This is a genomic window from Prauserella sediminis (assembly GCF_014195435.1).
Lineage (GTDB): Bacteria > Actinomycetota > Actinomycetes > Mycobacteriales > Pseudonocardiaceae > Prauserella > Prauserella salsuginis.
Window position 1 is genome coordinate 3,232,741 of record NZ_JACIBS010000001.1, and the last position, 23,112, is coordinate 3,255,852.

General features: G+C 69.6%; 21 protein-coding genes. 5 read left to right on the forward strand and 16 right to left on the reverse strand.

Going from position 1 to position 23,112, the window contains the following annotated elements:
• Positions 1–42: 42 nt before the first annotated feature.
• Positions 43–951 (reverse strand): LysR family transcriptional regulator, encoded by a 909-nt coding sequence (locus FB384_RS14655; protein ID WP_183783506.1) that lies wholly within the window; start codon positions 949–951, stop codon positions 43–45.
• Positions 952–1,093: 142 nt separating this feature from the next.
• Between FB384_RS14655 and FB384_RS14660 the strand changes: the two genes are divergently transcribed.
• Positions 1,094–2,302: a CaiB/BaiF CoA transferase family protein gene (locus FB384_RS14660; RefSeq protein WP_183783507.1), complete on the forward strand. Its 1,209-nt coding sequence runs from the start codon at positions 1,094–1,096 to the stop codon at positions 2,300–2,302.
• A gap of 20 nt (positions 2,303–2,322) precedes the next feature.
• A complete protein-coding gene (locus FB384_RS14665; RefSeq protein ID WP_183783508.1) occupies positions 2,323–3,522 on the forward strand; it encodes an acyl-CoA dehydrogenase family protein in 1,200 nt (399 codons plus the stop codon).
• Positions 3,523–3,525: 3 nt separating this feature from the next.
• On the opposite strand, the gene FB384_RS14670 is transcribed toward FB384_RS14665, so the two are convergent.
• A complete protein-coding gene (locus FB384_RS14670) occupies positions 3,526–4,095 on the reverse strand; it encodes a TetR/AcrR family transcriptional regulator (RefSeq protein WP_183783509.1) in 570 nt (189 codons plus the stop codon).
• 219 nt (positions 4,096–4,314) lie between these two features.
• Between FB384_RS14670 and FB384_RS14675 the strand changes: the two genes are divergently transcribed.
• On the forward strand, positions 4,315–6,408 hold the full coding sequence (locus FB384_RS14675; RefSeq protein WP_258936559.1) for a BCCT family transporter: 2,094 nt from the start codon (positions 4,315–4,317) through the stop codon (positions 6,406–6,408).
• A 175-nt stretch (positions 6,409–6,583) separates the two neighbouring features.
• Here FB384_RS14675 and FB384_RS14680 read toward each other — a convergent pair whose 3' ends face one another.
• The 14 genes from FB384_RS14680 to FB384_RS14745 all read right to left on the reverse strand — a co-directional run bounded on the left by FB384_RS14680 (position 6,584) and on the right by FB384_RS14745 (position 20,379).
• Positions 6,584–7,150, reverse strand: coding sequence for a TIGR03086 family metal-binding protein (locus tag FB384_RS14680; RefSeq protein ID WP_183785564.1), 567 nt, complete (start codon positions 7,148–7,150; stop codon positions 6,584–6,586).
• A gap of 2 nt (positions 7,151–7,152) precedes the next feature.
• Positions 7,153–7,641, reverse strand: coding sequence for an SRPBCC family protein (locus FB384_RS14685; protein ID WP_183783512.1), 489 nt, complete (start codon positions 7,639–7,641; stop codon positions 7,153–7,155).
• Entirely contained in the window at positions 7,638–8,000 is a 363-nt protein-coding gene (locus FB384_RS14690) for an ArsR/SmtB family transcription factor (protein ID WP_183783514.1), read from the reverse strand. The genes FB384_RS14685 and FB384_RS14690 overlap by 4 nt, the downstream gene beginning before the upstream one ends.
• 100 nt (positions 8,001–8,100) lie before the next feature.
• A complete protein-coding gene (locus FB384_RS14695) occupies positions 8,101–10,188 on the reverse strand; it encodes an acyltransferase family protein (RefSeq protein ID WP_183783516.1) in 2,088 nt (695 codons plus the stop codon).
• Between the two features lie 324 nt (positions 10,189–10,512).
• A complete protein-coding gene (locus tag FB384_RS14700) occupies positions 10,513–11,106 on the reverse strand; it encodes a DUF998 domain-containing protein (RefSeq protein WP_323985236.1) in 594 nt (197 codons plus the stop codon).
• Positions 11,107–11,385: 279 nt separating this feature from the next.
• A complete protein-coding gene (locus FB384_RS14705; RefSeq protein WP_183783518.1) occupies positions 11,386–12,618 on the reverse strand; it encodes a YncE family protein in 1,233 nt (410 codons plus the stop codon).
• Positions 12,619–13,130: 512 nt separating this feature from the next.
• Positions 13,131–14,042 (reverse strand): bile acid:sodium symporter family protein, encoded by a 912-nt coding sequence (locus FB384_RS14710; protein WP_221212738.1) that lies wholly within the window; start codon positions 14,040–14,042, stop codon positions 13,131–13,133.
• 178 nt (positions 14,043–14,220) lie between these two features.
• The gene (locus tag FB384_RS14715) at positions 14,221–14,790 is read right to left on the reverse strand and encodes a DUF421 domain-containing protein (protein ID WP_183783520.1); all 570 of its coding nucleotides are present in this window, start codon (positions 14,788–14,790) and stop codon (positions 14,221–14,223) included.
• A gap of 172 nt (positions 14,791–14,962) precedes the next feature.
• Positions 14,963–15,949 carry an LLM class flavin-dependent oxidoreductase gene (locus FB384_RS14720; RefSeq protein ID WP_183783522.1) on the reverse strand — a complete coding sequence of 329 codons (987 nt, stop codon included), beginning with the start codon at positions 15,947–15,949 and terminating at the stop codon, positions 14,963–14,965.
• 404 nt (positions 15,950–16,353) lie between these two features.
• The gene (locus FB384_RS14725) at positions 16,354–16,782 is read right to left on the reverse strand and encodes an SRPBCC family protein (RefSeq protein ID WP_183783523.1); all 429 of its coding nucleotides are present in this window, start codon (positions 16,780–16,782) and stop codon (positions 16,354–16,356) included.
• Positions 16,783–17,631 carry a phosphoenolpyruvate hydrolase family protein gene (locus tag FB384_RS14730; RefSeq protein WP_183783525.1) on the reverse strand — a complete coding sequence of 283 codons (849 nt, stop codon included), beginning with the start codon at positions 17,629–17,631 and terminating at the stop codon, positions 16,783–16,785.
• Position 17,632: 1 nt separating this feature from the next.
• Entirely contained in the window at positions 17,633–18,868 is a 1,236-nt protein-coding gene (locus FB384_RS14735) for a Tm-1-like ATP-binding domain-containing protein (RefSeq protein ID WP_183783527.1), read from the reverse strand.
• A gap of 117 nt (positions 18,869–18,985) precedes the next feature.
• Positions 18,986–19,474 carry an NUDIX domain-containing protein gene (locus tag FB384_RS14740; protein ID WP_183783529.1) on the reverse strand — a complete coding sequence of 163 codons (489 nt, stop codon included), beginning with the start codon at positions 19,472–19,474 and terminating at the stop codon, positions 18,986–18,988.
• 299 nt (positions 19,475–19,773) lie between these two features.
• On the reverse strand, positions 19,774–20,379 hold the full coding sequence (locus tag FB384_RS14745) for a class I SAM-dependent methyltransferase (protein ID WP_183783531.1): 606 nt from the start codon (positions 20,377–20,379) through the stop codon (positions 19,774–19,776).
• Positions 20,380–20,663: 284 nt separating this feature from the next.
• Between FB384_RS14745 and FB384_RS14750 the strand changes: the two genes are divergently transcribed.
• Positions 20,664–21,578, forward strand: a complete 915-nt coding sequence (locus FB384_RS14750) for an AurF N-oxygenase family protein (RefSeq protein WP_183783533.1) — start codon at positions 20,664–20,666, stop codon at positions 21,576–21,578.
• A 16-nt stretch (positions 21,579–21,594) separates the two neighbouring features.
• Positions 21,595–23,097: an FAD-dependent oxidoreductase gene (locus FB384_RS14755; RefSeq protein ID WP_183783535.1), complete on the forward strand. Its 1,503-nt coding sequence runs from the start codon at positions 21,595–21,597 to the stop codon at positions 23,095–23,097.
• Positions 23,098–23,112: the final 15 nt, after the last annotated feature.

The window sequence follows — 23,112 nt, forward strand, 5'->3', positions numbered from 1 at the left end:
GTCGGTGGCGACGACGTGTCGACCGCCACCGACCGCGACGGGTCACAGGCCGCCGTAGTCCTCGGGCGTGGGCAGCGCACGTTCGGACAGTTCGAGGACCCGGTCGACGGCGGGCGTGGTCTCGGCGCGCCAGATCAGGCGGGCCAGCGCCTCCTCCCTGCCCCCTTCGAGGGGGATGACCGACAGGCCGGTGGTGATGACGTTCCGGAACGCCGTGTCCACGGTCAGCGTCAGCCCCACGCCGGCGGCGACGAGTGCCATGAGCGTCCACGTGTCGGGCCCCTGCTGGGCGATGCGTGGTGTGAACCCCGCCTGCTCGGCCTTGCGGATCGCGGTGTCGCGGAGGGACGAGCCGGTCGCGGCCTCGAGGAAGACCCACGGCTCTTCGGCGAGTTCGTCCATGCCGACCGAGTCGCGTCCCGCGAGCGGGTGCGACTCGGGAACGACGATCACGTAGTGGTCGACGCGGACCACCCGGGAGCGCATTCCCGATGGTGTGGCGTCCCAGCGCACGATCGCCATGTCGAGGGTGCCGTCGGTGAGCTGGCCGATGGCGTCGGAGCCGTAGGTCGTGCTGCTCAGCGCCAGTTCGATGCCCGGCTGGTCCTGGCGGACGCGCTGGGCGAGCGCGCTGATCAGCGGGTGCGACGACGGGCCGGCGAAGCCGATGGACACCTTGCCGACCGCTCCTTCGCCCGCGTGCGCGACCGCCCGCTCGGCGGCGTCGAAGGCGCCCACGATGCCGTAGGCCGCCGGCACGAGCGCCTCGCCCTGCGGGGTCAGGCTGACGCGGCGGGTGGTGCGGTCGAACAGCGCCGCGCCGAGGTGGCGTTCGAGCTGCTGGATCGTGCGGCTCAGCGGTGGCTGGGCGACGTGCAGTCGTGCGGCGGCCCTGCCGAAGTGCAGTTCCTCGGCGACGGCGAGGAAGGCCTTGACGTGGTGGAGGTCCATCCGGCGTCTCCCGGCTCGGGCGTACCGGCGGTCACGGGCGACCGTCGGTACGCGTGGGCACAGGCGATTGATGCGTGCGCATGATGGATACCATACCGATTACGCCATTGCCGGGTATTGGTCGTGTTGGCAGGATCGAGGCATGGTCGACACCGACGCCGACTCGCCGCCGGCGCTGCCGCTCGAGGGAATCCGTGTGGTCGCGCTGGAGCAGGCCGTCGCGGCGCCGCTGGCCACGCGGCATCTCGCCGACCTGGGCGCCGAGGTGATCAAGGTCGAGCGGGTCGGCGAGGGCGACTTCGCCAGGGCCTACGACGACACGGTCGGCGGCGTCGCCTCTCACTTCGTGTGGCTGGGCCGCGGGAAGAAGTCACTCGCACTCGACGTCAAATCCGAGCGGGGCGGCAGGCTGCTGGCGGACCTGCTGGACACCGCCGACGTCTTCGTGCAGAACCTGGCGCCCGGTGCCGCCGCCCGCCTCGGCCTCGAGGCAGCCGTGCTGCGCAGCCGGAATCCGCGGCTGGTGACCGTCGACCTGAGCGGCTACGGCGACGGCGGGCCGCAGGCGGGCCGCAAGGCCTACGACATGCTCGTGCAGGCGGAGAGCGGCCTGGTGTCGATCACCGGGACGCCCGAACAGGCCACCAAGACCGGCATCCCCACGTCAGACATCGCCGCCGGGATGTACGTCCTGACAGGGGTGCTCGGCGCGCTGTTGCGGCGCGAGCGCACGGGCGAGGGCGCGAGCGTGGACGTGTCGATGTTCGACGCCACGGCCGAATGGCTGGGACACCCCATGTACGTGGCGATGTACGCCGGCCGGCAGCTGCCCCGGCTCGGGCTGAGCCACGCCGCGATCGCGCCGTACGACGCCTATCCGACCCGGGACGGCCAGGTGCTGATCGGCGTGCAGAACGACCGCGGATGGGACGCGCTGTGCCGCGAGGTGCTGTCCGACGACGAGCTCGCGGCCGACCCGCGGTTCGCGACGAACGTGCTGCGCGTGCAGCATCGCGGGGCGTGCGACGCGGAGGTCGGCGTACGCACCGCGAGGTTCGACACGGCGACCCTCGAAGCGCGCCTCGTCGAGGCCGGCGTGGCCGCCGCTCAGGTCAACGACATGGCGGGTCTCATCGCCCACCCGCAACTGTCCGAACGCGACCGCTGGCGCGAGGTGCACACCGAGAACGGCCCCGTGCGGGCGCTGTTGCCGCCGATGACGTTCCGCGACGTCGAACTCGTCATGGGGGACGTGCCCGCGCTCGGCGCGCACACCGACGAGACGCTCACCGCCCTCGGCGTGCCAGCCGGGGAACTCGAGAACCTGCGCGCCGACGGCGTGATCCAGTGACCGACAGGAAGGCGACCGCCATGACCACGACGCCCGATCCGATGTCGAAGCCCGGTCTCGAACAGGTCGGCGACGAGGACTTCGCCGCGATCCTCGCCGCCACCCGCGATTTCGTGCGCAGCCGGGTGGTGCCACGGGAGAACGAGATCATGGAGGCCGACGCGATCCCCGACGACCTCCGCGCGCAGGTCGCGGACATGGGGCTGTTCGGCTACGCGATCCCGCAGGAATGGGGCGGGCTCGGGCTGAACCTGACGCAGGACGTCGAGTTGGCGATGGAGTTGGGCTACACGTCGTTGGCGCTGCGATCGCTGTTCGGCACCAACAACGGCATCGCGGGCCAGGTGCTGGTGAACTACGGCACGGACACGCAGAAGGCCGCGTGGCTGGAGCGGATCGCCTCGGGAGAGGTGGTCGCCTCGTTCGCGCTGACCGAGCCGGGTGCCGGATCGAGCCCTGCGGGCCTGCGCACGAAGGCCGAGGCGGACGGTGACGACTGGGTGATCAGTGGCGGCAAACGGTTCATCACCAACGCGCCGATCGCGGACCTGTTCGTCACGTTCGCACGCACGCGTGAGGCGGAGGGCAAGGATCCGGGCATCGCCGTGTTCCTGGTCCCGGCAGACGCGCCGGGTGTCCACGTGGGACCGAAGGACCGCAAGATGGGACAGGAGGGTGCCTGGACGGCCGATGTCACGTTCGACGGCGTGCGTGTGCCCGCCGACGCATTGGTCGGTGGTTCCGAGGAGGTCGGGTACAGGGCGGCGATGATGTCGCTGGCCCGCGGCCGGGTGCACATCGCCGCGCTCGCGGTCGGTGCGGCGCGGCGCGCGCTGGACGAGTCCGTGGCCTACGCGGCGGGCGCCACCCAGGCCGGCACGCCGATCGGCGATTTCCAGCTGGTGCAGGCGATGCTGGCCGACATGCAGACCGGGGTGATGTCCGGCGAGGCGCTGGTGCGGGACGCGGCGCGGAAATACCACACCGGCGAGGACCGCAGGATCGCCCCGTCGGTGGCGAAGCTGCACTGCACGGAGATGGTCGGCAGGGTCGCGGATCTCGCCGTCCAGGTGCACGGCGGCACCGGGTACATGCGCGAGGTGCCGGTCGAGCGGATCTACCGTGAGGTCCGGCTGCTGCGCCTGTACGAGGGAACCAGCGAGATCCAGCGGTTGATCATCGGCGGTGGGCTGGTCAAGGAGGCACAGCGGGGCCGGTGAGATTCACCCTCGCAGCAATCCCTCGGCGATCTCGCGGCCCTCGGCGAGCAGGCCGGCGCCGTAGATGCGGTGGTGGGCGAACGCGCCCTCCAGGAGCAGGAACAGGTGGTCGGCGAGGCGCTCCGGTTCCGTCGTGTCCGGCAGGTCCTCGGCGATCAGTTCGGCCAGTCGCTTCCACACCAGGTGTTTGTGCCTGCGGATGACCGCGTAGGCGGGGTGTTCCTCGGTGAGCTCGGCCGCCGCGTTGAGGTAGGCGCAGCCGCGGGTGATGGTCTTGGCGTCCTCGGCGTAGACGTCGAAGAACGCCAGCGCGCGCGGCTTCTCCGTGGCGGCGATGGCGGCCTCGAGGACGGGCCACCACGTGTCGTGCCGATTCCGGAGGTAGGCGGCGACCAGGCCGTCCTTGTTGCCGAAGTTCTTGTAGAGGATCGGCTTTGTGACCTTCGACTCGGCCGCGATGGTGTCGACGCCGACCGGATGGATGCCCTGTTCGTAGAACAACGCCGATGCGACCTCGAGAATCCTGCGTGCGCCCGGCGTGAGGCGATCGAGGTCGATGCGCTGGTCGTCCACGCCCGCTCCTTGACTTTACAAATCTGTATACATAGCCTGACCGCCGCCTGGTTACCGATCTGTATACCGGGTTTTCGGGAATTGTGACACCCCGACCGGAAGGGCAGCCGACGCTGCCCGCTCATGCCCCGTGTTCGCGGGCCGGGCCCTCCGGTGCAGGGTGTGAGCGGGCCGGCGCCAAAGCGGGCCTTCGAGACATGGTCGAACAGGAGAGTATTCGTGGCTTCGCAGGAAGAGGTGAGACCGGAGGCGTCGCAGGCGCCGCCGAAGGCGCGCTTGTCGAAACCGGTGTTCGTGCCGGCCGTCATCGTGATCGTCGCCGCGCTGGGCTTCGCCACGTGGTACGGCGCGCGCTACGGCGACGGCGCGGCCGACGCGTTCACTGAGCTGCGCAACGTCATCGGCACCAACATCGGCTGGTGGTACATCATCGTCGTCACCGCGATGCTGTTGTTCTGCCTGTGGGCCGCGTTGTCCAAAGTGGGCAACATTCGGCTCGGCAGGGACGATGAGCGGCCGGAGTTCTCGCTGTACTCCTGGTTCGCGATGCTGTTCTCCGCCGGCATGGGCATCGGCCTGGTCTTCTCCGGTGTCTCGGAGCCGCTGAACCACATGTTCAGCCCGCCCGAGGTGGCAGGCGTCGAGGCAGGTTCCGAGGAGGCGGGGCGCGCCGCGATCGGACAGTCGATGTTCCACTGGGGACTGCACGCCTGGGGCATCTACGCGATCGTCGGGCTCGGCCTCGCCTACATGACGTTCCGCCGTGGTCGTCCACTGTCGATCCGCTGGCTGCTGGAGCCGATCTTCGGCCGCAGGCTCATCGAATCGTGGGTCGGGCACGTGATCGACGTCGTCGCCATCGTCGGTACCGTCTTCGGCGTGGCCACCTCGCTCGGTATGGGTGTGCTGCAGATCCAGGCCGGGCTGTCGTACCAGGGCTGGTTCGAGCCCTCGGACACGCTGCTGGTGGTCCTGGTGCTCGGTATCACGGCTCTCGGCACCATCTCGGTCGTCACGGGACTCCACAAGGGGTTGCGGTGGCTCTCGAACGCCAACATGGCGCTCGCCACGGTGCTGGCCGTTGTGGTGCTGCTGGTCGGGCCGACGGTGTTCCTGCTGCGTTCGCTGGTGCAGAACTTCGGCGAGTACCTGCAGACCATTCCGCAGCTGGCGTTCGTCACCGGGGCCGGCGCGGGTGACACGTGGACGCTGGACTGGACCCTGTTCAACCAGGCGTGGTTCCTCGCGTGGGCACCGTTCGTCGGCATGTTCATCGCGCGTATCTCGCGCGGCCGCACGATCCGTGAGTTCATCCTCGGTGCGCTGCTGGCTCCGACCCTGGTGTCGCTGGTCTGGTTCACGATCTTCGGCAGCACGGGCGTGCTGAGCCAGCTCACCGACGGCAACCTGGTCGGCGGCGACGGCGCGGTCGACCAGGACACCGCGCTGTTCCTGCTGTTCGGCGAGCTTCCCGTCACCGAGGGCATCGTCACCGTACTGTCGGTCATCGCGATCGTGGTGATCACGCTGTTCTTCGTCACCAGCGCCGACTCGTGTTCGCTGGTGGTCGACGTGCTGTCCCACAACGGGCGGAGCGAGACCCCGTGGGTCACGCGCGTGTTCTGGGCGGTCCTCGTCGGCGTGGCCGGTGCACTGCTGCTCATGGCGGGTGGTGAGGCGGCGCTGACGGTGCTGCAGGTCAGTTCCCTGGCCGGTGCGGCTCCGCTGTCGATCGTCTACGTGCTCGCGATGGTCGCGATGTGGCGGATGTTCCGCCTCGAGGTCGCCACCATGCCCCGCTACGTCCGCATCCGGTCCCAAGCCACCCCATCGGCACTGGTCGAGGCGGCTCGCGAGAACTCCGACACCGACCGTGAGATGGAGCGGAGCCTGCGCGAGTTGCTGCGGTCCAGCAACGGCCACGGCAACGGGAACGGCAACGGGAGCAGCCGCGGTGCGCTGAAGCGGGTGTCGGCCACCCTGGGCGGGCTCGACATGCGGCCCTCGGCCTCGCCCGCCCGGAGGCTGACACCCGACAACACGATCCTCGCGGTCCACGAGGTGCCCGCGCACGCCACGACCGTCGACCCGGAAACCGGTGCGATCGGGCTCGACGACGACGGCGTGCACACCGACCCGACCGCGGGAGAGGTGTTCGACACGCCGGAGTTCACCGACTCCGCCGTGGGAGCCGAGCATCACTCACAGGAACTGCTGGAACGCTACGTCGACGGCCAGGGCGGCGACCGGACCGACAGTCAGGGTGGCGAGCGGGCCGACGGCCAGGACGGCGATCGGGTCCCCTCGCACTGACCCTGTTCCGGGCGCCGGCCACCGGCCGGCGCCCGGAACGGCCGTCGAAGGCCGTCGAGGCCGTGGCCGTCACCTTGCAGACTCCGCCACCGTTGCGGACTCCGGCTCCCGGCGGCCCGAGAGATACCGGTGTCGCGGGGCCGGGGCCGGGCGACTCGGCGGGCCGGCCCCGGCGTCAGGGACGCCAGGCCGGGTCACGGCCGAGGAACCCCATCAGCCGGTCCTGCGCGGGCGCGTCGTCGGGTACGGGGACGGCCGAGCCGAACTGTCCGCTGTCGCGCAGGAGCCCTTCGATGGCCCGCATGCCTTCCAGCGCCGAGGCGCACCGCTCCTGGCCGAGGTCGGGCTCGTGGCCGAGCGCCTTGGCCAGATCCCAGGAGTGCATCCAGACGTCCGCGGTGTAGAACTGGTCGATCGCCTCGGCGACGGGTTTGTCACCGGTGTGCGGATTGCTGAGCACCCGTCCGGCGGGCGCGTCGAGGATCGCCTGGATGTCGGTGACCTGCTGCTTCCAGGCGGCGGCCGGGTCCGCCGCCACGTCCAGGTCCGGCAACGTGATTCCGGCACCGGTGAGGAAGCCGCGTGACCACCGGACGAGATGCTCGACGACGTCGAGTGCCTTCCACTCAGCGACCGGTGTCGGCCGTGCCCAGTCGCCGGGTCCGGCCGACTCGACCAGTGCGGTGAACCGTGCTGCGTCCTCGGCGTGCCGCCGGGCCGGGCCGTCGAGTTCGGCAACCATCGTCACGCGTCCTTCGTCAGCAGCTCGTCGAGCTTCTCGTAGCCCTCGCGGACCCCGACGTCCATGCCGCTCGCCAGGATGCCGTCGCGGGATTCGAAGTCCTCGACCAGGCTCAGCACCCGCAGGCGGGTACGTCCGCCGTCGAGTCGTTCGAACGTCAGGGTCTCGAGTGCGACGCCGTCGGGCACACCCTCGTAGGTGAACGTCCACACGATCCGCTCGTCGGCCCTGACCTCGTGGAAGCTGCCGTAGAAGGTCGCGATCTCCTCGCCGTCGCGGTCGTTGGCGAACGCCCACTCGCCGCCCGTGCGGGCGTCCCACCGGGTGATCCGTGTGCTCACCGAGCGCGGCCCCACCCACCGGGCGTACAGCTCGGGGTCGACGTGGGCGCGGAACACGTGCTCCGGTTCGGCGTCGAACTCGCGGACGATCTCGATCGTCGGGACCCGGTCGTCGGCCTTGATCTCGGTCTCGTGCGTGGTGGTGGTCATGATGCCTCCGTCTCGGTGTGCTGCTCGCGGTCGCCGCTCGTCTCGGCCAGGAGTGCGTCGAGCCGGCGGTATCGCTCTTCGGCTTGCCTGCGGTAGCGCTCGATCCATTTCGACATCAGGTCGAACACGTCCGCGTCCAGGTGGACCGGGCGGCGCTGAGCCTCCCTGCTGCGGGTTACCAGTCCGGCCTCTCCCAGCACCTTCACGTGCTTGGAGACCGCTTGGAGGCTCATGTCGTAGTGCTCGGCGAGCTCACCCACGGTCGCGTCGTCGCAGGCCAGCCTGGCGACCAGGTCGCGGCGGGTGGGGTCGGCCAGCGCGGCGAAAGCGCGGTTGAGCTGTTCCGTACGTTCGTCCACCGTTCTGTCCTCAACTTGTTGGTTGAATAAACGCTACGACCGCGCGCGCAGTGATGTCAACCCGTCGGTTGAATAACGAGGTCGGTGACGGTCGGGCGGGTCAGACCAGGGCGTTCAGCGATGAGAGCTGCTCGTCGAGCCAGGGTGCGAGCGTGCGCGCGTAGGTCGCGGTCAGGTGGGTCGTCACGCCGTAGACCACGACGTCACCGATGACCGCCGGACACGTGCCGTCGCGGCAGAACGCCGGTGTCGCGTCGAGCAGCCGGGCACCCTCGACCCGGTCCGCGGCGTGGTCGGCGACCTGCGGGTAGGCGAAGGCGGTGTCCTGCGAAATGGCGCACTCGTCCAGCTGCTGTGGCGCGCGGGAGACGCAGCTGGGCACGTCCTTGTCCGGATGCGGGTTGTCCTTGATCGTCACGACCCGTGCGCCGGTGCTGCGCAGCTCGGTCAGCGTCTCGGTGTACCCATCGCGAAGCGCCTCGGCACTGTCTGCCGGATCGAGCCGCCGCTGGTCGTCCATCACCGTGTACGTGTCGCGGCCGCCGGTGAGGACCAGATCGGGCTGCTCCTTCTCCTTGATGCGGCGCAGCATGTCCGCGCGCCACGTGTCGCATTCGGTGTAGTACCGCCGCAATGCGTCGTTGAACAGGTTGACCTGCGGGGGTGGGCAGCCGGACTTGGTCAGCGACACCAGTCGCCAGCCCCTGTCCTTCGCGAGGCGTTCGAGGGCGGGGAAGTACTGCATCGCATGTGAGTCGCCGAACAACACGACGGTGCGGTCGGACTCCGGATCCCCGTAGACACACGCGGGTGAGGTGGTCTCCGGTTGGTCGGCGTGGCAGCCGTCGTCGTAGTTGCGGGGCCAGTCCTGCGGTGCCTGGCGCGGTTCGGGGCGCACCGCGTCGACGGAGCGTTGGACGGCCTCGCCGTGGCCGAGCGCGGGTGCGCCGGCGGCCTCGTTCGGAGCCTTGGTCGGAAGCGACGGGATGGTGAGCGACAGCACCAGCCCGGCGGTCACGGCGATCGCCGTGCATGCCGCACCGAGTGTCAGCGCCGGTCGCGGCCGCTGGAACGCCGCCGACCGCCGAAAGGGCTGCTCGACGAGGTGGTAGGTCGCGACGGCGGGCACGTAGGCGGCCGCGACGGCCACCAGGCCCTCCGTCGCCGACAACTCGCCGAAGACGGCCGCGGCGAACACCAACGCCGGCCAGTGCCACAGGTACCACGAGTACGAGATCCGCCCGACGTGCCGCATGACCGGCACCGCGAGGAGCTGCAGTGGCCGGACCGACGGCACCGCGGTGCCCGCAGCGATGACGGCCGCCGTGCCCAGGACCGGCAGCAGCGCCCACGGTGTGGGGAACAGCGTCGTCTCGTCGAACGACACCACCGACCAGCCGATCGCAGCGAGACCTGCCAATGCCAGCAGCGTCGCGGCCCTCGGCGTGAGCCGGGTGATCGGGACGAGGGCGACCGCGCCGCCGACGGCGAACTCCCAGCCGCGGCCGAACGTGTCGAAGTAGGCGGTGTCGGCGGCGGTGAGCGTGCCGAACAACGAGTACACCAGCGACACCGCGCCCGTGCCGAGGACCACCGCGAGCAGTGCCCGCCGCGGAGCACCGGTACCGGTGACCCGCTTCACCAGCCACGCGGCACCGAGCAGTAGCAGCGGCCACACGAGGTAGAACTGTTCCTCGACGGCCAGCGACCAGAAGTGCTGCACGGGGCTGGCCTGCAGTCCGGCCGCGAAGTAGTCGACCGCCTGGCCCGACAGCCACCAGTTGATCGCATACAGGGCGGAGGCGACGAGGTCGGTAGCCACCGAGTCGCGGTCGACGGGCGAGAGCAGCACCCAGGACAGCAGCGCCACGGCCGCGAGCACGACGGCGACGGCGGGCAGCAGTCGCCGCGCACGGCGCGCGTAGAACCGGCCTATCGACAGTGTTCCGGTGCGTTCGATCTCGTCGAGGATCAGCCGGGTCATGAGGAACCCGGACAGCACGAAGAACACGTCCACGCCGACGTAGCCGCCGGTGAGCGGCAGACCGGCGTGGTAGAGCAGTACGGCGAGGATCGCGACCGCGCGCAGGCCTTCGATGTCGGGCCGGAACCGGCGCGCCGCGCCGGTTTCCGGTGCGGGTGAATTCGGGCCGCTGGTGCTCGCTGCGGCGTCCGGGGCGGTTGTCACCGTCGGGCGCGGGTGCGACGGTGCATCCCCGTGGTTCGACGGCGAATGTCCGTGGCGTGACGGCGAAGGCTCCGGCGGCGGCAGCGAACGCACAGTGGTGCAACCTCTCGATCGACGTGCTGGCCCGCGTCGGGTCGCGGGCGAGGAGAGGCGAGGCGACGTCGGTGTCGTCGCGGAAGGGAACGTGCTCGGCCGCGCGGGTGCGGGACACCGCAAAGTTGCCGCCCTTCGTTGCGGGTGTCAATGGTGTCGACCACGTTTCCCCTTGACTAACAAGGGTTTTACGCGAGATCTCACGCGCGGTTCACGGCGGTGAGATTCCGATCAGGCGGGAACGTGCAGTACGAACAGCGCGGCGAGCCAGCTCCAGCCGGGAACGATGACGCCGCGCTGGACGAGTCCGAGGTGTGCGGACTCCTCCTCCCAACATCGGGCGAAGCGGACAGACGTGGCGAACAGGGCGACGGCGGCGACGCCCGAGCCGATCCGCCACCCGGTTCCGGGGAGCGTCAGCGCGGCGATCACCATGGCGGTCGGCAGGGACAGGAAGACGGCCGCGCCCGCGATGTCGTGGAGCCGGTGACGGTGACTGCTCTCGTCGGGGACCCCGTCGGGCGCGCCGGGCGGATAACCGAGCATCGGGTCCATCGGGAAAACGCCGGATGCCACGAGAGCCGCACCGAAGACCGCCAGCACCGCGGCGAGCGCGGGGTGCGCACCGGCGATCAGCAGGCCGGTCGCTCCGACGGCGACGGCGCAGCCGCACTGGAGGAAGTTGACCGTCTGCACCGCGCCGCGGCTGCCCAGTGCGAGTGCGCTGACGGGATGCCGCACGGGCGAGTAACCGGGGCGGCTCCAGCCGTCGACGATGAAGGCCATGACGAACAGCACCGTCCCGACCGCTCCGACCCACAACACCGCGCCCGTCCTCCCACCGGCGATTCCATTGTGGAGCCAGTGCACCCCGGAGCGCTCCGGTGCCGCCAGTGCCGAAGGTCATGCCTCCGGTGACGTCCGTTGTTCCGGTGGGCCGCGGCGCTCGCTACATGCTCCCGGGTGGATGCCGCAGGGCCTCCGGGGGTGGGCCGGCTCCCCTGAGATCCTGCGATCCCGGTTTCGTCGACTCAGATCGCTGCGCCCGCGTTGCCCGCCGATCGGCCGACACCGCGGTTCGAGCCTCGGCTCACCGGCCGGGGTTCAGTTCGCCCAGGTTCGGGGGACGTGGCCGATCCGGATCCGCTGCGGGTGGTCGCCGACCGGTACGGAGGCGACCTTCTCCCCGGTGGTGAAGTCGATCGCGCTCATCCTGTCGTTGGCGCTCTCGGAGATCACGCAGTGGCTGCCGTCGCCGTTGACGGTGGCCCAGTACGGCTTCCCTGCCGTGATGAGCGGACCTTCCTGCAGGGTTTCCCGGTCCACGATGGTGGCGTAGTCGTCCATGGTCCCCGCGACGCACAGCTCGTCACCGGACGGACTCATCGATATCCCGTGGTGCCGGGAGTCGTTGACCCACTTCGTGCGGTCCTCGGTGGTGTCCGGGTTCTTCGGCAGCGTCTTGACGCGGGTGATCCGGTCCTCGGCCACGTCGTACTCGAGGAACCCGTTGAAGAACGAGACCTGGAAGTACAGTTTCGACTCGTCGGGGCTGAACACGGCGGGGCGTACCGCGTCCGAGAACTTCTCCAGCCCCGCAGCGTCGAGCCGCTCGCGCATGTCGATCACCCGGATCACGTCGAAGGTCCTGGTGTCGACCACCGTGATCCTGCGGTCGCCTTTGGTGAAGTCCATCGCCGGGTCGTCCAGCGGGGTGTGGACTTCCCCGATCGACATGTTCCACAGGTATCGGCCGCCGTCGGTGTAGACGTTCTCGTGCGGCTTGTCACCGGTTCCGAAGGAGCCCACCTCGTCGCCGGTCCGGATGTCCAGGACGTGCACGGTGTTGCTCGTCGACGCCGACACCGCGACGCGTTCGCCATCCGGGGAGACCGCCATGTGGTCCGCGCGGTTGCCCGACACCGGAAACCGCCAGTTGACCTCGCCGCTGCGTGAGTCCACCGAGACGACGTCGGCGAAGCTCGGACGTGAGGCCACCACCGCCGACCCGTCGGGAGTCGAGTACATGTCGTCGACGAGCTGGTCGTTGCCCTCGCCGACGGTCTCCCGGATCCCGAGGAAGTAGGCCAGCCGCACGGGATCGGTGTAGATCTCGCGGAGCCGCTCCCGCTTGTCCGGGACCATGTCGATCCGGCCGAGCTTGGCGTAGGGCTCGGTGGGCTCGATGACGTCGACTGTTCCTTCCCAGTTGTTCCCGACGAACAGGACCTCACGCAGTCCTGCGGCGGAGGTGTCGTCGGCTACCGCGACGGAGGTCGTGAGGAGTGCACTCACGGCGCTCAGCACGGTGACCGTCCGGGCGAGGTGGCGTCGCATGGGGCTCCTTCCGGGAGTGTTCTAGGACACCGGCGACAGTGGACACGGAGCGCCAGAAGTAGAACATGTTTCCGGTTTGACGACAAGGCAACGCTTCCCGACCTGTGCTGCGACTCCGTGTCTAGCTCGGTGCCGTGGCGCCGTCCCGCGACGCCCGCGCCATGAGACGCGGTGCCGTGACGCCGTGCCCCGTGACGCTGTGACATGAGACGCGGTGCCCCGTGACGCGGTGCCCCGTGACGCGGTGACATGCGACGCGGTGCCATGAGAAGCGGTGCTATGAGACGCAGCGCCACGAGACGCAGCGCCACGAGACGCAGTGCCGCGGTTCCGTGTCGGGGAGTGGTGTTCCTGCGCTGTGCCATCGCACCCCGGCGAGTACGCATCGGAGCTGATCGTGGCCGGTCGCACGTCATCGTCGAACGAACGAGCCTGCCGGTTCGTCACTATCCGATGTGGATAGCGATCATCGGAGTTCGTCGCGTGCGGTGGGTTCCCTGCCCGGTCCAGTGTCAGGTGGGCTCGTCGGCCCGGTTCTCGAGTCCTCGTGCGTGTCGGCGTCCGTACCAGATGACGGCGGCCGCCGAGGCGTACATGAGCAGGCCGTACACCCCGGGCGGAACCGCCATCTCGGGCTGTCCGATGACGGTGACGGCGATCAGGATGCCGATCGTGGCGTTCTTGATACCGAGTTCGACGGCCCCGGCGACCCGGTCGGCCCACGAGGTCCGTGCCAACGCCATCACTCCGAAACCGACCGCCAGTCCGCCCAGGTTGAGCAGGATCACCGGGAGGCCGGCGCTGCGCAGGTACTCCCAGAACTCGTCGCCCAGCGATACCGAGATCACCACGATCAGCGCGGCGAGGACGAGCCCGCCGAACACCGACACGGCTCGCTCCAGGGCATCGGCGATCGCGGGCCTGATGGCCCGAACCGCCATCCCGATCAGGACCGGAACCAGGACGAGCACGAGTAGCAGCGCGATGGTTCGCAGCACGGGCACGTGGATCTCGCCGACACCGGCTACCGGCCAGATGCCGAGCGCCAGGTTGGCGAAGATGGGAAGGGTCACGATCGTGATGAGGCTGGCGATCACCGTCAGCACGATCGACAGCGCGACGTTGGCCCTGGCCAAGTACGCGATGAGGTTCGACGTCGTCCCGCCAGGGCACGCCGCGATGATCACCAGGCCGGCCGCGACGAGCGGCGGCAACGCCAGCAGCCATGCCAGCGCCAGGCCGAGCAAGGGCATCAGGACCACCTGGCCCAGAGTCCCGGCGATGGCGCCCCGGGGAGTGCGGAGCAGCTGGTTGAAGTCCCCGCCGCTGAGGCTCAGTCCGATCCCGATCATGATGACGAACAGGGCGATCGGAAGCCCTGTGTCGAGCAGCGGGTTGTCGAGCAGTGGGTGATTCTCGTTCACGGTCACCTCCCGGCTGCCAGCGATCATCCCAGCTTCACCGCGAGTGCGCGCGCCGTTGCGCGGCCGGAGGTGATGCCGAAGCCGAGAAACGTGTGTCCGAGCGAGCTGTCGATGTGCAAGCCGCCCCTGCGGTCTCGGGCACCCGCTGTGCTCGTTTCCGTAGCCGGCAGGGCGTGGTTCACAACGGTTTCCCCGGTGGCGTCCGGTCGCCGATGAGCCATTCGTAACCGCGGACGCTGGTGAACAGGTCCGGATCGAGGGGTTCTCCGCCGGGGTCGTCCGTGAGTACCGAGACCTCACCGGTGCTTTCGAGCACGACGGCGCGAACGCGGTCCATCCGGGTCACGCCCGCGAGGCGAATCTTGGCGCGCACGTCGTCGCGGGTCATCTGGCCCTGGACGAGGTTCTCCTCGATGACGGTGGTGCCGACCATCAGCAGCAGCGGCCGGTTGTCGATGACGTCCTGGACCCCGTCCCACTTGCGCACGCGCGCGATGAGCCACTGCAGCGCGAACAGCACGCCGAGAGCGGCGGCTCCCTGCAGGAGTGACACCTCCGTGCTCACGGCGGTCGTCGCCGTGATGGACCCGAGTGCCACCGTCGCGGCGACGTCGAAGTTCGTCATCTGTGCGAACGACCGCAAGCCGGCCAGCCGTGAGTACACGATGAGTGCCAGGTAGATCGCGGTGGTGCTGAGTGCGACGAGTGCGAGCGTTCCCCACGGAGAGCCGAGCTGCGCTACGAACATGGAGGCAGGATAGGCCGCCCGACGGGTCGGGGCAGCTTCGTCGACGGGGTGCGCGCTCGCCGCGCAGGTGTCACCTCGTTTCCGGCGGCTGCCCGGCGCCGGACGGCTGTCGTCGTGGTCGACGCAGGGGCGAGACGCCGTTCTGAACTACCGCACGAAGGTCCGGCCGGCGTCAGCTCCCGATTCCGGTGGCCTTGGCGGTGAGTTCGGCCGAGTGGAGCCGGTTGTCCAGTCGCGACGACGGGTGGGTGACGATCAGCTCGTCCGCGTCGGCGTGCTTGCCGAACCAGTCGAGGTAGTCGGCGACCTCGTCGGCCGTTCCCACCGCGGTGTAACGGACCATGTTCTTGATCGACGTCCCCTGCGGGGAGTCGAGCAGGGTGTCGGCCTCGGCATCGGTGAAGGTGCGTCCCCTGCCGGCGAGCAGCCGCAGCCGTGCGCGTTTGACGAACTGGAAGTCCTGCTGCGCCTCGTCCGCGGTGTCGGCGGCGATGACGTTGGCACCCGCGATCACATGCGGCTCGTCGAGCTGTTCGGACGGCTGGAACTCGCTCCGGTAGGCCGCGACGGCGTCCTGCAGCGCGTCCGGTGCGAAGTGCGAGGCGAACGAGTACGGGAGTCCCAGCGCCGCGGCCAGCCTCGCCCCGAACAGTGACGAGCCGAGGACGTAGAGCGGGACGCCGGTGCCTTTGCCCGGTGTCGCGTTGACGCCGGAGACGAGGGAGCGCTCACCCAGGTAGCCCTGCAGCTCCTGCACGTCGCGCGGGAAGCTTTCCGCCGAGCTCGGGTCGCGGCGCAGCGCGCGCAGGGTGTTCTGGTCCGTACCGGGGGCCCGCCCCAGGCCGAGGTCGATGCGGCCGGGGTGCAGTGTCTCCAGCGTCCCGAACTGCTCGGCGATCGTCAGCGGGGAGTGGTTGGGCAGCATGACGCCGCCGGAACCGAGGCGGATCGACTCGGTCTGCGCGGCCACGTGCGCGATGAGCACGCTGGTGGCCGACGATGCGATCGTCGGCATGTTGTGGTGCTCGGCATACCAGATCCGCCGGTAACCGAGCTTCTCGGCGTGCTGTGCCAGGGCGACGCTGTTGCGGAGGCCGTCGCCCACGGACTCTCCGCTGCCGATCGTGGCGAGATCGAGGATGGACAGCGGCAGAGTCATGGTCGTGCGCCTTTCGTCGGTGGTCCACGGGGAGACGGAGTGTCTCGTCAGGAACAACCACGGCGGTGGATCCGATATTTCGACGTCGGGCGCAGCTCACAGTTGTGACCCAGGTGATCTTCTCCCTCGATCGGACAACCCAGGTACCACGCTTCCACCACAACGGCTCCATACGGCGACCGCGTAGCAACGCGACTCACTCAAACGGGGGCGGGCACAGTTCACACCGGCGACAGGAAGTACCGAGGACCGTCCGTTAACCAATCGCCGCAGATGCCCCCCGGCGCGAAGTACGAGGTCGCCGGCGACGAATCGGGCGTTGACGACGTCGGTGTCGCCGCCGCCGCGTACCGGTGCGCGCGAAATTCGTGCACCGGTACGCAGGGTGCCTGTGGGGCCGGTGTTCAGCCGCCTGCGAGGCCGGCGATACCTGCCGCGAAGACGCCTTGGCTGAACGTCTTGTCGAGGGTGGGCTCGTCGGCGGCATCGGCGTCGTACTCGGTCCACCATTCGACGAACGTGTCGCCGGTGGCGGTGACCGGGGCGAGGCGGATGGTGCTGATGTAGCGGCGGATGGGGAACGGGCCGTCGAGAATGTTGTAGGTGTAGCTGCGGCCGGGGTCGTCGAGGCACAGCAGCTGTTCCCGCACGACGCCGCCGTCGGCGAGGGTCAGCTTGCGCACGGCACCGACCTCGGTGGCGCTGTGGCCGGGTTCGATCTCGCTGCTGGCGATGCCGGGGTGGAAGGCGGGCAGGCCGTTGAAGTCGCGGACGCGCCGCCACACCTCGTCGACGTCGCCTGGCACGATTCCGCTCGCGTAGGGCCGTGGCATCTACTTCTCCTCCGTGGTCGGCGTGTGCAGTGCCTTGAACTCGCGGGTGCGCGCGGTGAGCGCCTCTTCGACGGGCAGCCGTTCCATGCTGCTGGCGCCGTAGAACCCGTGGCAGCGTTCGGTCCGCGACAGGACGTAGGCCGCGTCTTCGGGAGCGGCGATGGGGCCGCCGTGGCACAGCACGAGTACGTCGTCGCGGATCTCCCGGGCTGCGGCCGACCACTCGTCGATCGCGGTGACGCAGTCGTCGAGGGTCTTCGCGGTGACCGCGCCGATCGATCCGCTGGTGGTCAGTCCCATGTGGCAGACGAGGATGTCGGCGCCGGCCTCTGTCATCGCCCGCGCGTCGTCGGAGGAGAACACATACGGCGTCGTCAGCAGGTCGGCGCGACGGGCGGCGGCGACCAGGTCCACTTCGTGGGCGTATCCCATGCCGGTCTCTTCGAGGTTGGCGCGGAACGTGCCGTCGATGAGGCCGACGGTGGGGAAGTTTTGCACGCCGGAGAAACCGAGGTCGCTCAGGCGGCGCAGGAACCGATCGGTGTCGAGGAACGGGTCGGTGGCGTTGACCCCGGCGAGCACGGGGGTGTGGCGGACGACGGGCAGCACCTCGTCGGCCATGTCGACGACGATGTCGTTGGCGTTGCCGTAGGCGAGCAGGCCGGCGAGCGAACCGCGGCCTGCCATGCGGAAGCGGCCGGAGTTGTAGATGACGATGAGGTCGATCCCGCCCGCCTCTTCGCACTTGGCGGACAGGCCCGTTCCCGCGCCGCCTCCGACGATGGGCTCGCCGCGTGCGGCCATCGCCGTGAACTTCGCGAGCAGTTCCTGCCTGTCGATCCGGGGCACGCTAACTCCTTGCTGCGTCGGTGAATGCGGCCACGAGCTCCTCGGCGAACTCCGGGTCGTTCAGGTGCCGTGGCGAGCGGATCAGTTGCCGGTTGCCGGTCTGGTGGACCTCGCGTTCGAGGGTCTCGAACAGCACGGCGTCCACCTCCGGGTCGTGGAACGCCTGGCCGGGTGCGTCCAATGCGGACACGCCGCCCTCGGGCAGCAGGAAGCGGACGGGGCCGTCGCAGGCGTTGAGTTTGCGCGCCAGGAACTCGCCGATCGCGCGGACCTCCTCCGCGGTGGTGCGCATCAGTGTGATCTGCGGATTGTGCGGGTAGAACAGGCGGCCGGCGTAACGGTCGGGCACGGTGTCGGGCGCGCCGAAGTTGACCATGTCGAGGGCGCCGCACGAGCCGACGTAGGGGATTCCGGTGCGGGCGATCGCGTCGAGCCGGTGCTCGCCGGCAGCGAGGATGCCTCCCGCGACGAGGTCGCAGATCTCGGTGGTGGAGATGTCGAGCACGCCTGCGAGGTGACCGTCGTCGGCCAGTTTCTCCATCGCGGCGCCGCCGGTGCCGGTGGCGTGGAAGACGAGGCAGTCGTAGGTGTCGCCGAGCCGGTGGGCGACGGCGTCGACGCACGGGGTGGTGACGCCGAACATGGTGAGGCCGACGGCCGGACGGGTGTCGCCCGCGGGGATGGGGTGCGCGCAGGCGCCGGCCAGAGCGTGGGCGGCGTTGCCGAGCACCTGCCGGGAGATGCGGTTGAGCCCGGCGACGTCGGTGACCGAATGCAGCATGGCGATGTCGCTCGCACCGACGTACGCGCCGACGTCGCCCGCGGCCATGGTCGAGACCATGATCTTCGGGACGCCGACGGGCAGTGCCTGCAGGGCGGGCGTGATCAGCGCCGTGCCGCCGGAGCCGCCGAGTCCCACGACGCCGTCGAGGTCGCGCTGGGCGGGCAGGAACCGGGCGAACGCCTCGGTCATGGCGGCGACAGCGCTGCCGCGGTCGCCGGTGAACACCGCGTCGGCCCCGTCGGGGTGCCAGGCGGCGACCTCGCGCGCGGGAACGTCGGCGTCGGAAGGGCCGGTGCTGCCGCTCCCGATGCTGCTGCCGGTGTCGCTGTGCTGCCCGCCGGTGGCCAGGTCGACGGTGCGCACGGGCACGCCGGCCTCGCGGATCAGCCCGGCGACGTAGCGCAACTCGTCGCCCTTGGTGTCGAACGTGCCGACAACGTACGCACTGCCCACGGACGCCTCCTTTGGCGCATGGTCGTTTTCCGTGCGGTGGTACCGGTGATCACCGTCCATCTGACCACGACCGCCGGTTCGATGCCAGGGGGCAGGCTGAGGGGCCGGGCTGTGGGGTCAGGCCGCGGTGCGGTGGCCGTCCTGGCACAACGCGAGGGTTCCGGTATCGGCGGCGTGGGCCGCGGAGTCGAGGCGGGCGGCCAGTGAGGGCGGCACCTTCGCCGAAGCCTGTTCCGGCGTGTGGAGTGAGGCAGAGACGATCTCCGGGTCGGTGAGTGTGAGGGTGTCGACCTCGGTCTCGGTGATCGGCCCGCCGTCCCAGACGAACATGAGGCCCTCGGGCATGCGGCCGGACGCGGAGAGGTTGTCGATCACCAGGAGTCGCCCGAGGCGCCGGTCGAGGCCGACCTCCTCGCGCACCTCACGGGCGGCCGCCTCCCACGGCGGTTCGCCCGCCTCCACCACGCCACCGGGGATGTCCCAGAACCGCTTGTAACTCGGCTCGACGAGCAGCACCCTGCCGGTGGCGTCGCGGAACAGTACTCCTGCGGCCATGCGCCGCCGGGGCAGCGAACGCACGTACTCGTCGAACGGCAGCAGCTCCACACCCCGCAGGCTACGCGCGTGCGGTGTGGGCTGTTGTCGGCTGTTCGGAGTGGGCGTCGATGACGACGCGGGCCGGTGCGGTGTGTCCGTCCAGCTCGGACGCTCGGACGCTCGGGCGTGGGAGTGCGTTGCGTGACACGCTCCTTGTCGACGCGACACTGATCTCCTTCAAGCGCGTCAGAGACGATCATCGCGCGCCTGTGCAGCAACGGAGCGTGGTGCGCCGTTCTCGTCGGCAGGGTTGCGCGCTGGTCGCCGACGAGCGCGCCGCTGTGCCGGCTGGGAGGCCGTGTCCGTGCCTACTTGGTCGCCGTCACGCGTTCGATGATCCCGCCGCGGGTGCGACCGCGGTACAGGACGGTGAAGCCCGCCGCGCACAGGAGCGGAACGACCTGCCGGGTCTGCCGGTCAGCGGGTCGCGGCGCACCGACGACGGCAGGGAACCGTTCCAGGAGACGTTGCAACCCCCGCAGCGGCCGGTGGGGGCTCGCGACATGTCCGAGCAGCACGACGTGTCCGCCCGGGCGCAGGACCCGATGCATCTCCGCGACAGCGACCCGGTCGTCGGGAATGCTGCTCAGCCCCAGGGTGCACACCACGGTGTCGAACGCGGCGTCGCGGAACGGCAGCGCTTGAGCGTCCCCTTCGACCAGCTGAACGTCACGGCCGAGTTCGCCGGCCCGCGCACGGGCCCGCGCGAGCATGGCCGGACTGAGCTCGACCCCGGACAGCCGCGAGTCCCGCGGGTAGAAGGGCAGGTTGCGGCCCGTGCCGATCGCGACTTCCAGCACCTCGGCGCGAGCCTGTGAGCAGGCCCAGGCGCGGCCGTCTCCGAGCATCACCTGTTCGTAGATGCTCGTCTCCTGGTCGTACCGTGCGGCGTAGGCGTCGTAGTCCTGCCGCATGCGAGCGGTGGAACCCCGTGCGCTACCCGGAGGCCGCCGGTCGGCGTCGTCACGGTGTCGGTCGGCCATGGTCCCTCGAGACGTCGATCCCGTCCCGGCGGTGCGGACGGGCAGGTCCGGTGCCCGAACAGCATGCCGGATCCGCACGATCTTGGCCGTCCGAAACCCTCAATTCGCCTTCTGCGCTGGGAAAACGTACCAGGCTGGCCCTGGCCCGGAGGTCGTGTTACCTTGAGTAACAGTAAATCTCGGTAACAGGCATTCTCGTCGTCAGGGAGCTTCCTATGACCAGCGTCGACAACCGCAGTGACGCGGACGCGCAGCACGGCCACGACTCGGTCGCGCAGCGGCTGCTGGACTCGTCGGAAATGTTGTCGTACGACCCCGCGACCGAAGTCGACTGGGAAACCCCGCTCGACACCTCGTACTGGGGGACGAGCCCCGAGTGGAGCACGCTCTACGGCACGCCCTACTGGGACGAGATGACCGAGGACCAGCGGCGCGAGCTGACGCGGCAGGAAGCCGCGTCGGTGGCCAGCACCGGCATCTGGTTCGAGATGATCCTGCAGCAGATGGTGCTGCGCGACTTCTACGCCAAGGACCCGACCTCGCCCGAGTTCCAGTGGGCCCTGACGGAGATCGCCGACGAGTGCCGCCACTCGATCATGTTCGCCCGCGGTGCGGAGAAGCTGAACGCGCCCGCCTACCGCCCGAAGTGGTACGCGGTGCACGGCGGCCGCGTCTACGCGGCCACCGCGCGCGGTGAGGCCGCCTACGCGGCGATCCTCGTGGCCGAAGAGGTCCTCGACGTGATGCAGCGCGACTGGATGCGCGACGAGCGCGTCGTGCCCTTCGTGCGCACCATCAACAACATCCACGTGGTCGAGGAATCGCGGCACATGAAGTTCGCCCGCGAGGAGACCAAGGAGCGGATGAAGAGCGCGGGCAAGCTGCGCCGCCACATCAACGCCGTCAACATCGCGATCGTCGCCTACTTCATCGTCGACGCCATGTGGAACCCGAAGGTGTACGCCAACGCCGGACTCGACCCGAAGCGTGCTCTCCGGGAGGCCAAGAACAACGAGAACCACAAGGCGATGCTGCGTTCCAGCTGCTCGGGCCTGATGGAGTTCCTCAACTCGGCGGGACTGCTGACCCCGGCGTCGAAGCGCATCTACAAGCGCGCCAACCTGCTCTGAACCCGGCTCGGTAACCATGGCCTACGCGATCACGCAGACCTGCTGCAACGACGCCTCGTGCGTCGCGGTGTGCCCGGTCAACTGCATCCACCCGACGCCGGACGAACCGGATTTCGGCACCACCGACATGCTCTACATCGACCCGCGCAGCTGTATCGACTGCGGCGCGTGCGCCGATGCGTGCCCGGTGGACGCCATCTTCCCGGTGGACATGCTGAGCGAGTCCCTCAAGCCGTACGCCGACGTGAACGCACGGTTCTACGACGGCAAGCCGGTGTCGGCCGACGTGCTCGGGTCCTCGCCGGTATTCCACAACTGGGGCGCGCCCACCTTCGACCGGACGATCTCCAGTGACTTCCCCGCGCTGGACGTCGCCGTCGTCGGAAGCGGGCCCGCGGGGATGTACGCCGTCGAGGATCTGCTGCTGCACACGAGCGCACGGGTCACGCTGATCGACCGGCTCGACGTCGCGGGTGGGCTGATCCGCTTCGGTGTCGCGCCGGACCATCCGTCGACCAAGCGGATCGACGAGACGTTCGCGCGCTACCGCGAGCATCCGCGGCTGACACTGCGGCTCGGGGTCGAGGTCGGCAAGGACGTCACGGTCGACGAACTGGCCGCCCGGCACGATGCCGTCATCTACGCCGTGGGCGCGTCGTCGGCACGGTCGCTGGGCATCGAAGGGGAGCAGCTGCCCGGCAGTGTGGCCGCGACCGACGTCGTGTCCTGGTACAACGGCCACCCGGACGCGAGTGACGATGTGGTCGACCTGTCGTCGCAGCGGGCCGTGCTGATCGGCAACGGCAACGTGGCGCTCGACGTCGCGCGCATCCTGTCCAGCGATCCGGGCACGTTGGCGAGCACGTCGATCTCGCAGAGTGCGTTGGCACGGCTTCGGTCGAGTTTGGTGCAGGAGGTCGTGCTGCTGGCACGTCGCGGGCCGGAACACGCCGCCTACACCGAGCCGGAACTGCTGGCGCTGACCCGGCATCCGGACTTCGACGTCGTCGTCGACAACCACGACGACCGCGTGGCGAAGGCGATCGACGCCGCTGAGCCCGGGGAGAAGGCACAGCTGCTGCGGAGCCTCGTCCAGGAACGCATCGACTGGTCGGCGCCGCCCGTGGGGGGTCGGCGCCGGATCGTGCTGCGGTTCCACTCCTCGCCGCTGGAAGTGCTGGGCGGCGACCGGGTGACCGGACTGCGCACGAGCGGATCTGAGTCCGATGTGGACATCGCTGCCGGCTCGGTGGTGCGGGCCGTCGGGTACCGCGGCGTCGGGGTGCCGGGCCTGCCGTACGACGAGGCGGCGGGCACGATCCCGAACACGGCCGGCCGGGTGCAGGGCCGGGACGGCACGTACGTCGTGGGGTGGATCAAACGCGGCCCGTCCGGCGGAATCGGTGCGAACAAGACCTGTGCGCAGGAGACCGTCGCCGCCCTGCTGGACGACGTCCGCAACAACCGGGTGCAACCGCGGCAGCCGCGGAAACTCGCGGGGCTGCTCCGCCGGTCCTGACTCGCGCTGCCGACC

Coding starts and splice junctions, on each gene's coding strand:
- FB384_RS14705 (WP_183783518.1), bottom strand. CDS start 12,618: ATGCGACGCCACCTCGCCCGGACGGTCACCGTGCTGAGCGCCGTGAGT.
- FB384_RS14680 (WP_183785564.1), bottom strand. CDS start 7,150: ATGGTTGCCGAACTCGACGGCCCGGCCCGGCGGCACGCCGAGGACGCA.
- FB384_RS14725 (WP_183783523.1), bottom strand. CDS start 16,782: ATGCCACGGCCCTACGCGAGCGGAATCGTGCCAGGCGACGTCGACGAG.
- FB384_RS14665 (WP_183783508.1), top strand. CDS start 2,323: ATGACCACGACGCCCGATCCGATGTCGAAGCCCGGTCTCGAACAGGTC.
- FB384_RS14720 (WP_183783522.1), bottom strand. CDS start 15,949: ATGACTCTGCCGCTGTCCATCCTCGATCTCGCCACGATCGGCAGCGGA.
- FB384_RS14755 (WP_183783535.1), top strand. CDS start 21,595: ATGGCCTACGCGATCACGCAGACCTGCTGCAACGACGCCTCGTGCGTC.
- FB384_RS14750 (WP_183783533.1), top strand. CDS start 20,664: ATGACCAGCGTCGACAACCGCAGTGACGCGGACGCGCAGCACGGCCAC.
- FB384_RS14715 (WP_183783520.1), bottom strand. CDS start 14,790: ATGTTCGTAGCGCAGCTCGGCTCTCCGTGGGGAACGCTCGCACTCGTC.
- FB384_RS14655 (WP_183783506.1), bottom strand. CDS start 951: ATGGACCTCCACCACGTCAAGGCCTTCCTCGCCGTCGCCGAGGAACTG.
- FB384_RS14660 (WP_183783507.1), top strand. CDS start 1,094: ATGGTCGACACCGACGCCGACTCGCCGCCGGCGCTGCCGCTCGAGGGA.
- FB384_RS14685 (WP_183783512.1), bottom strand. CDS start 7,641: ATGACCACCACCACGCACGAGACCGAGATCAAGGCCGACGACCGGGTC.
- FB384_RS14745 (WP_183783531.1), bottom strand. CDS start 20,379: ATGCGGCAGGACTACGACGCCTACGCCGCACGGTACGACCAGGAGACG.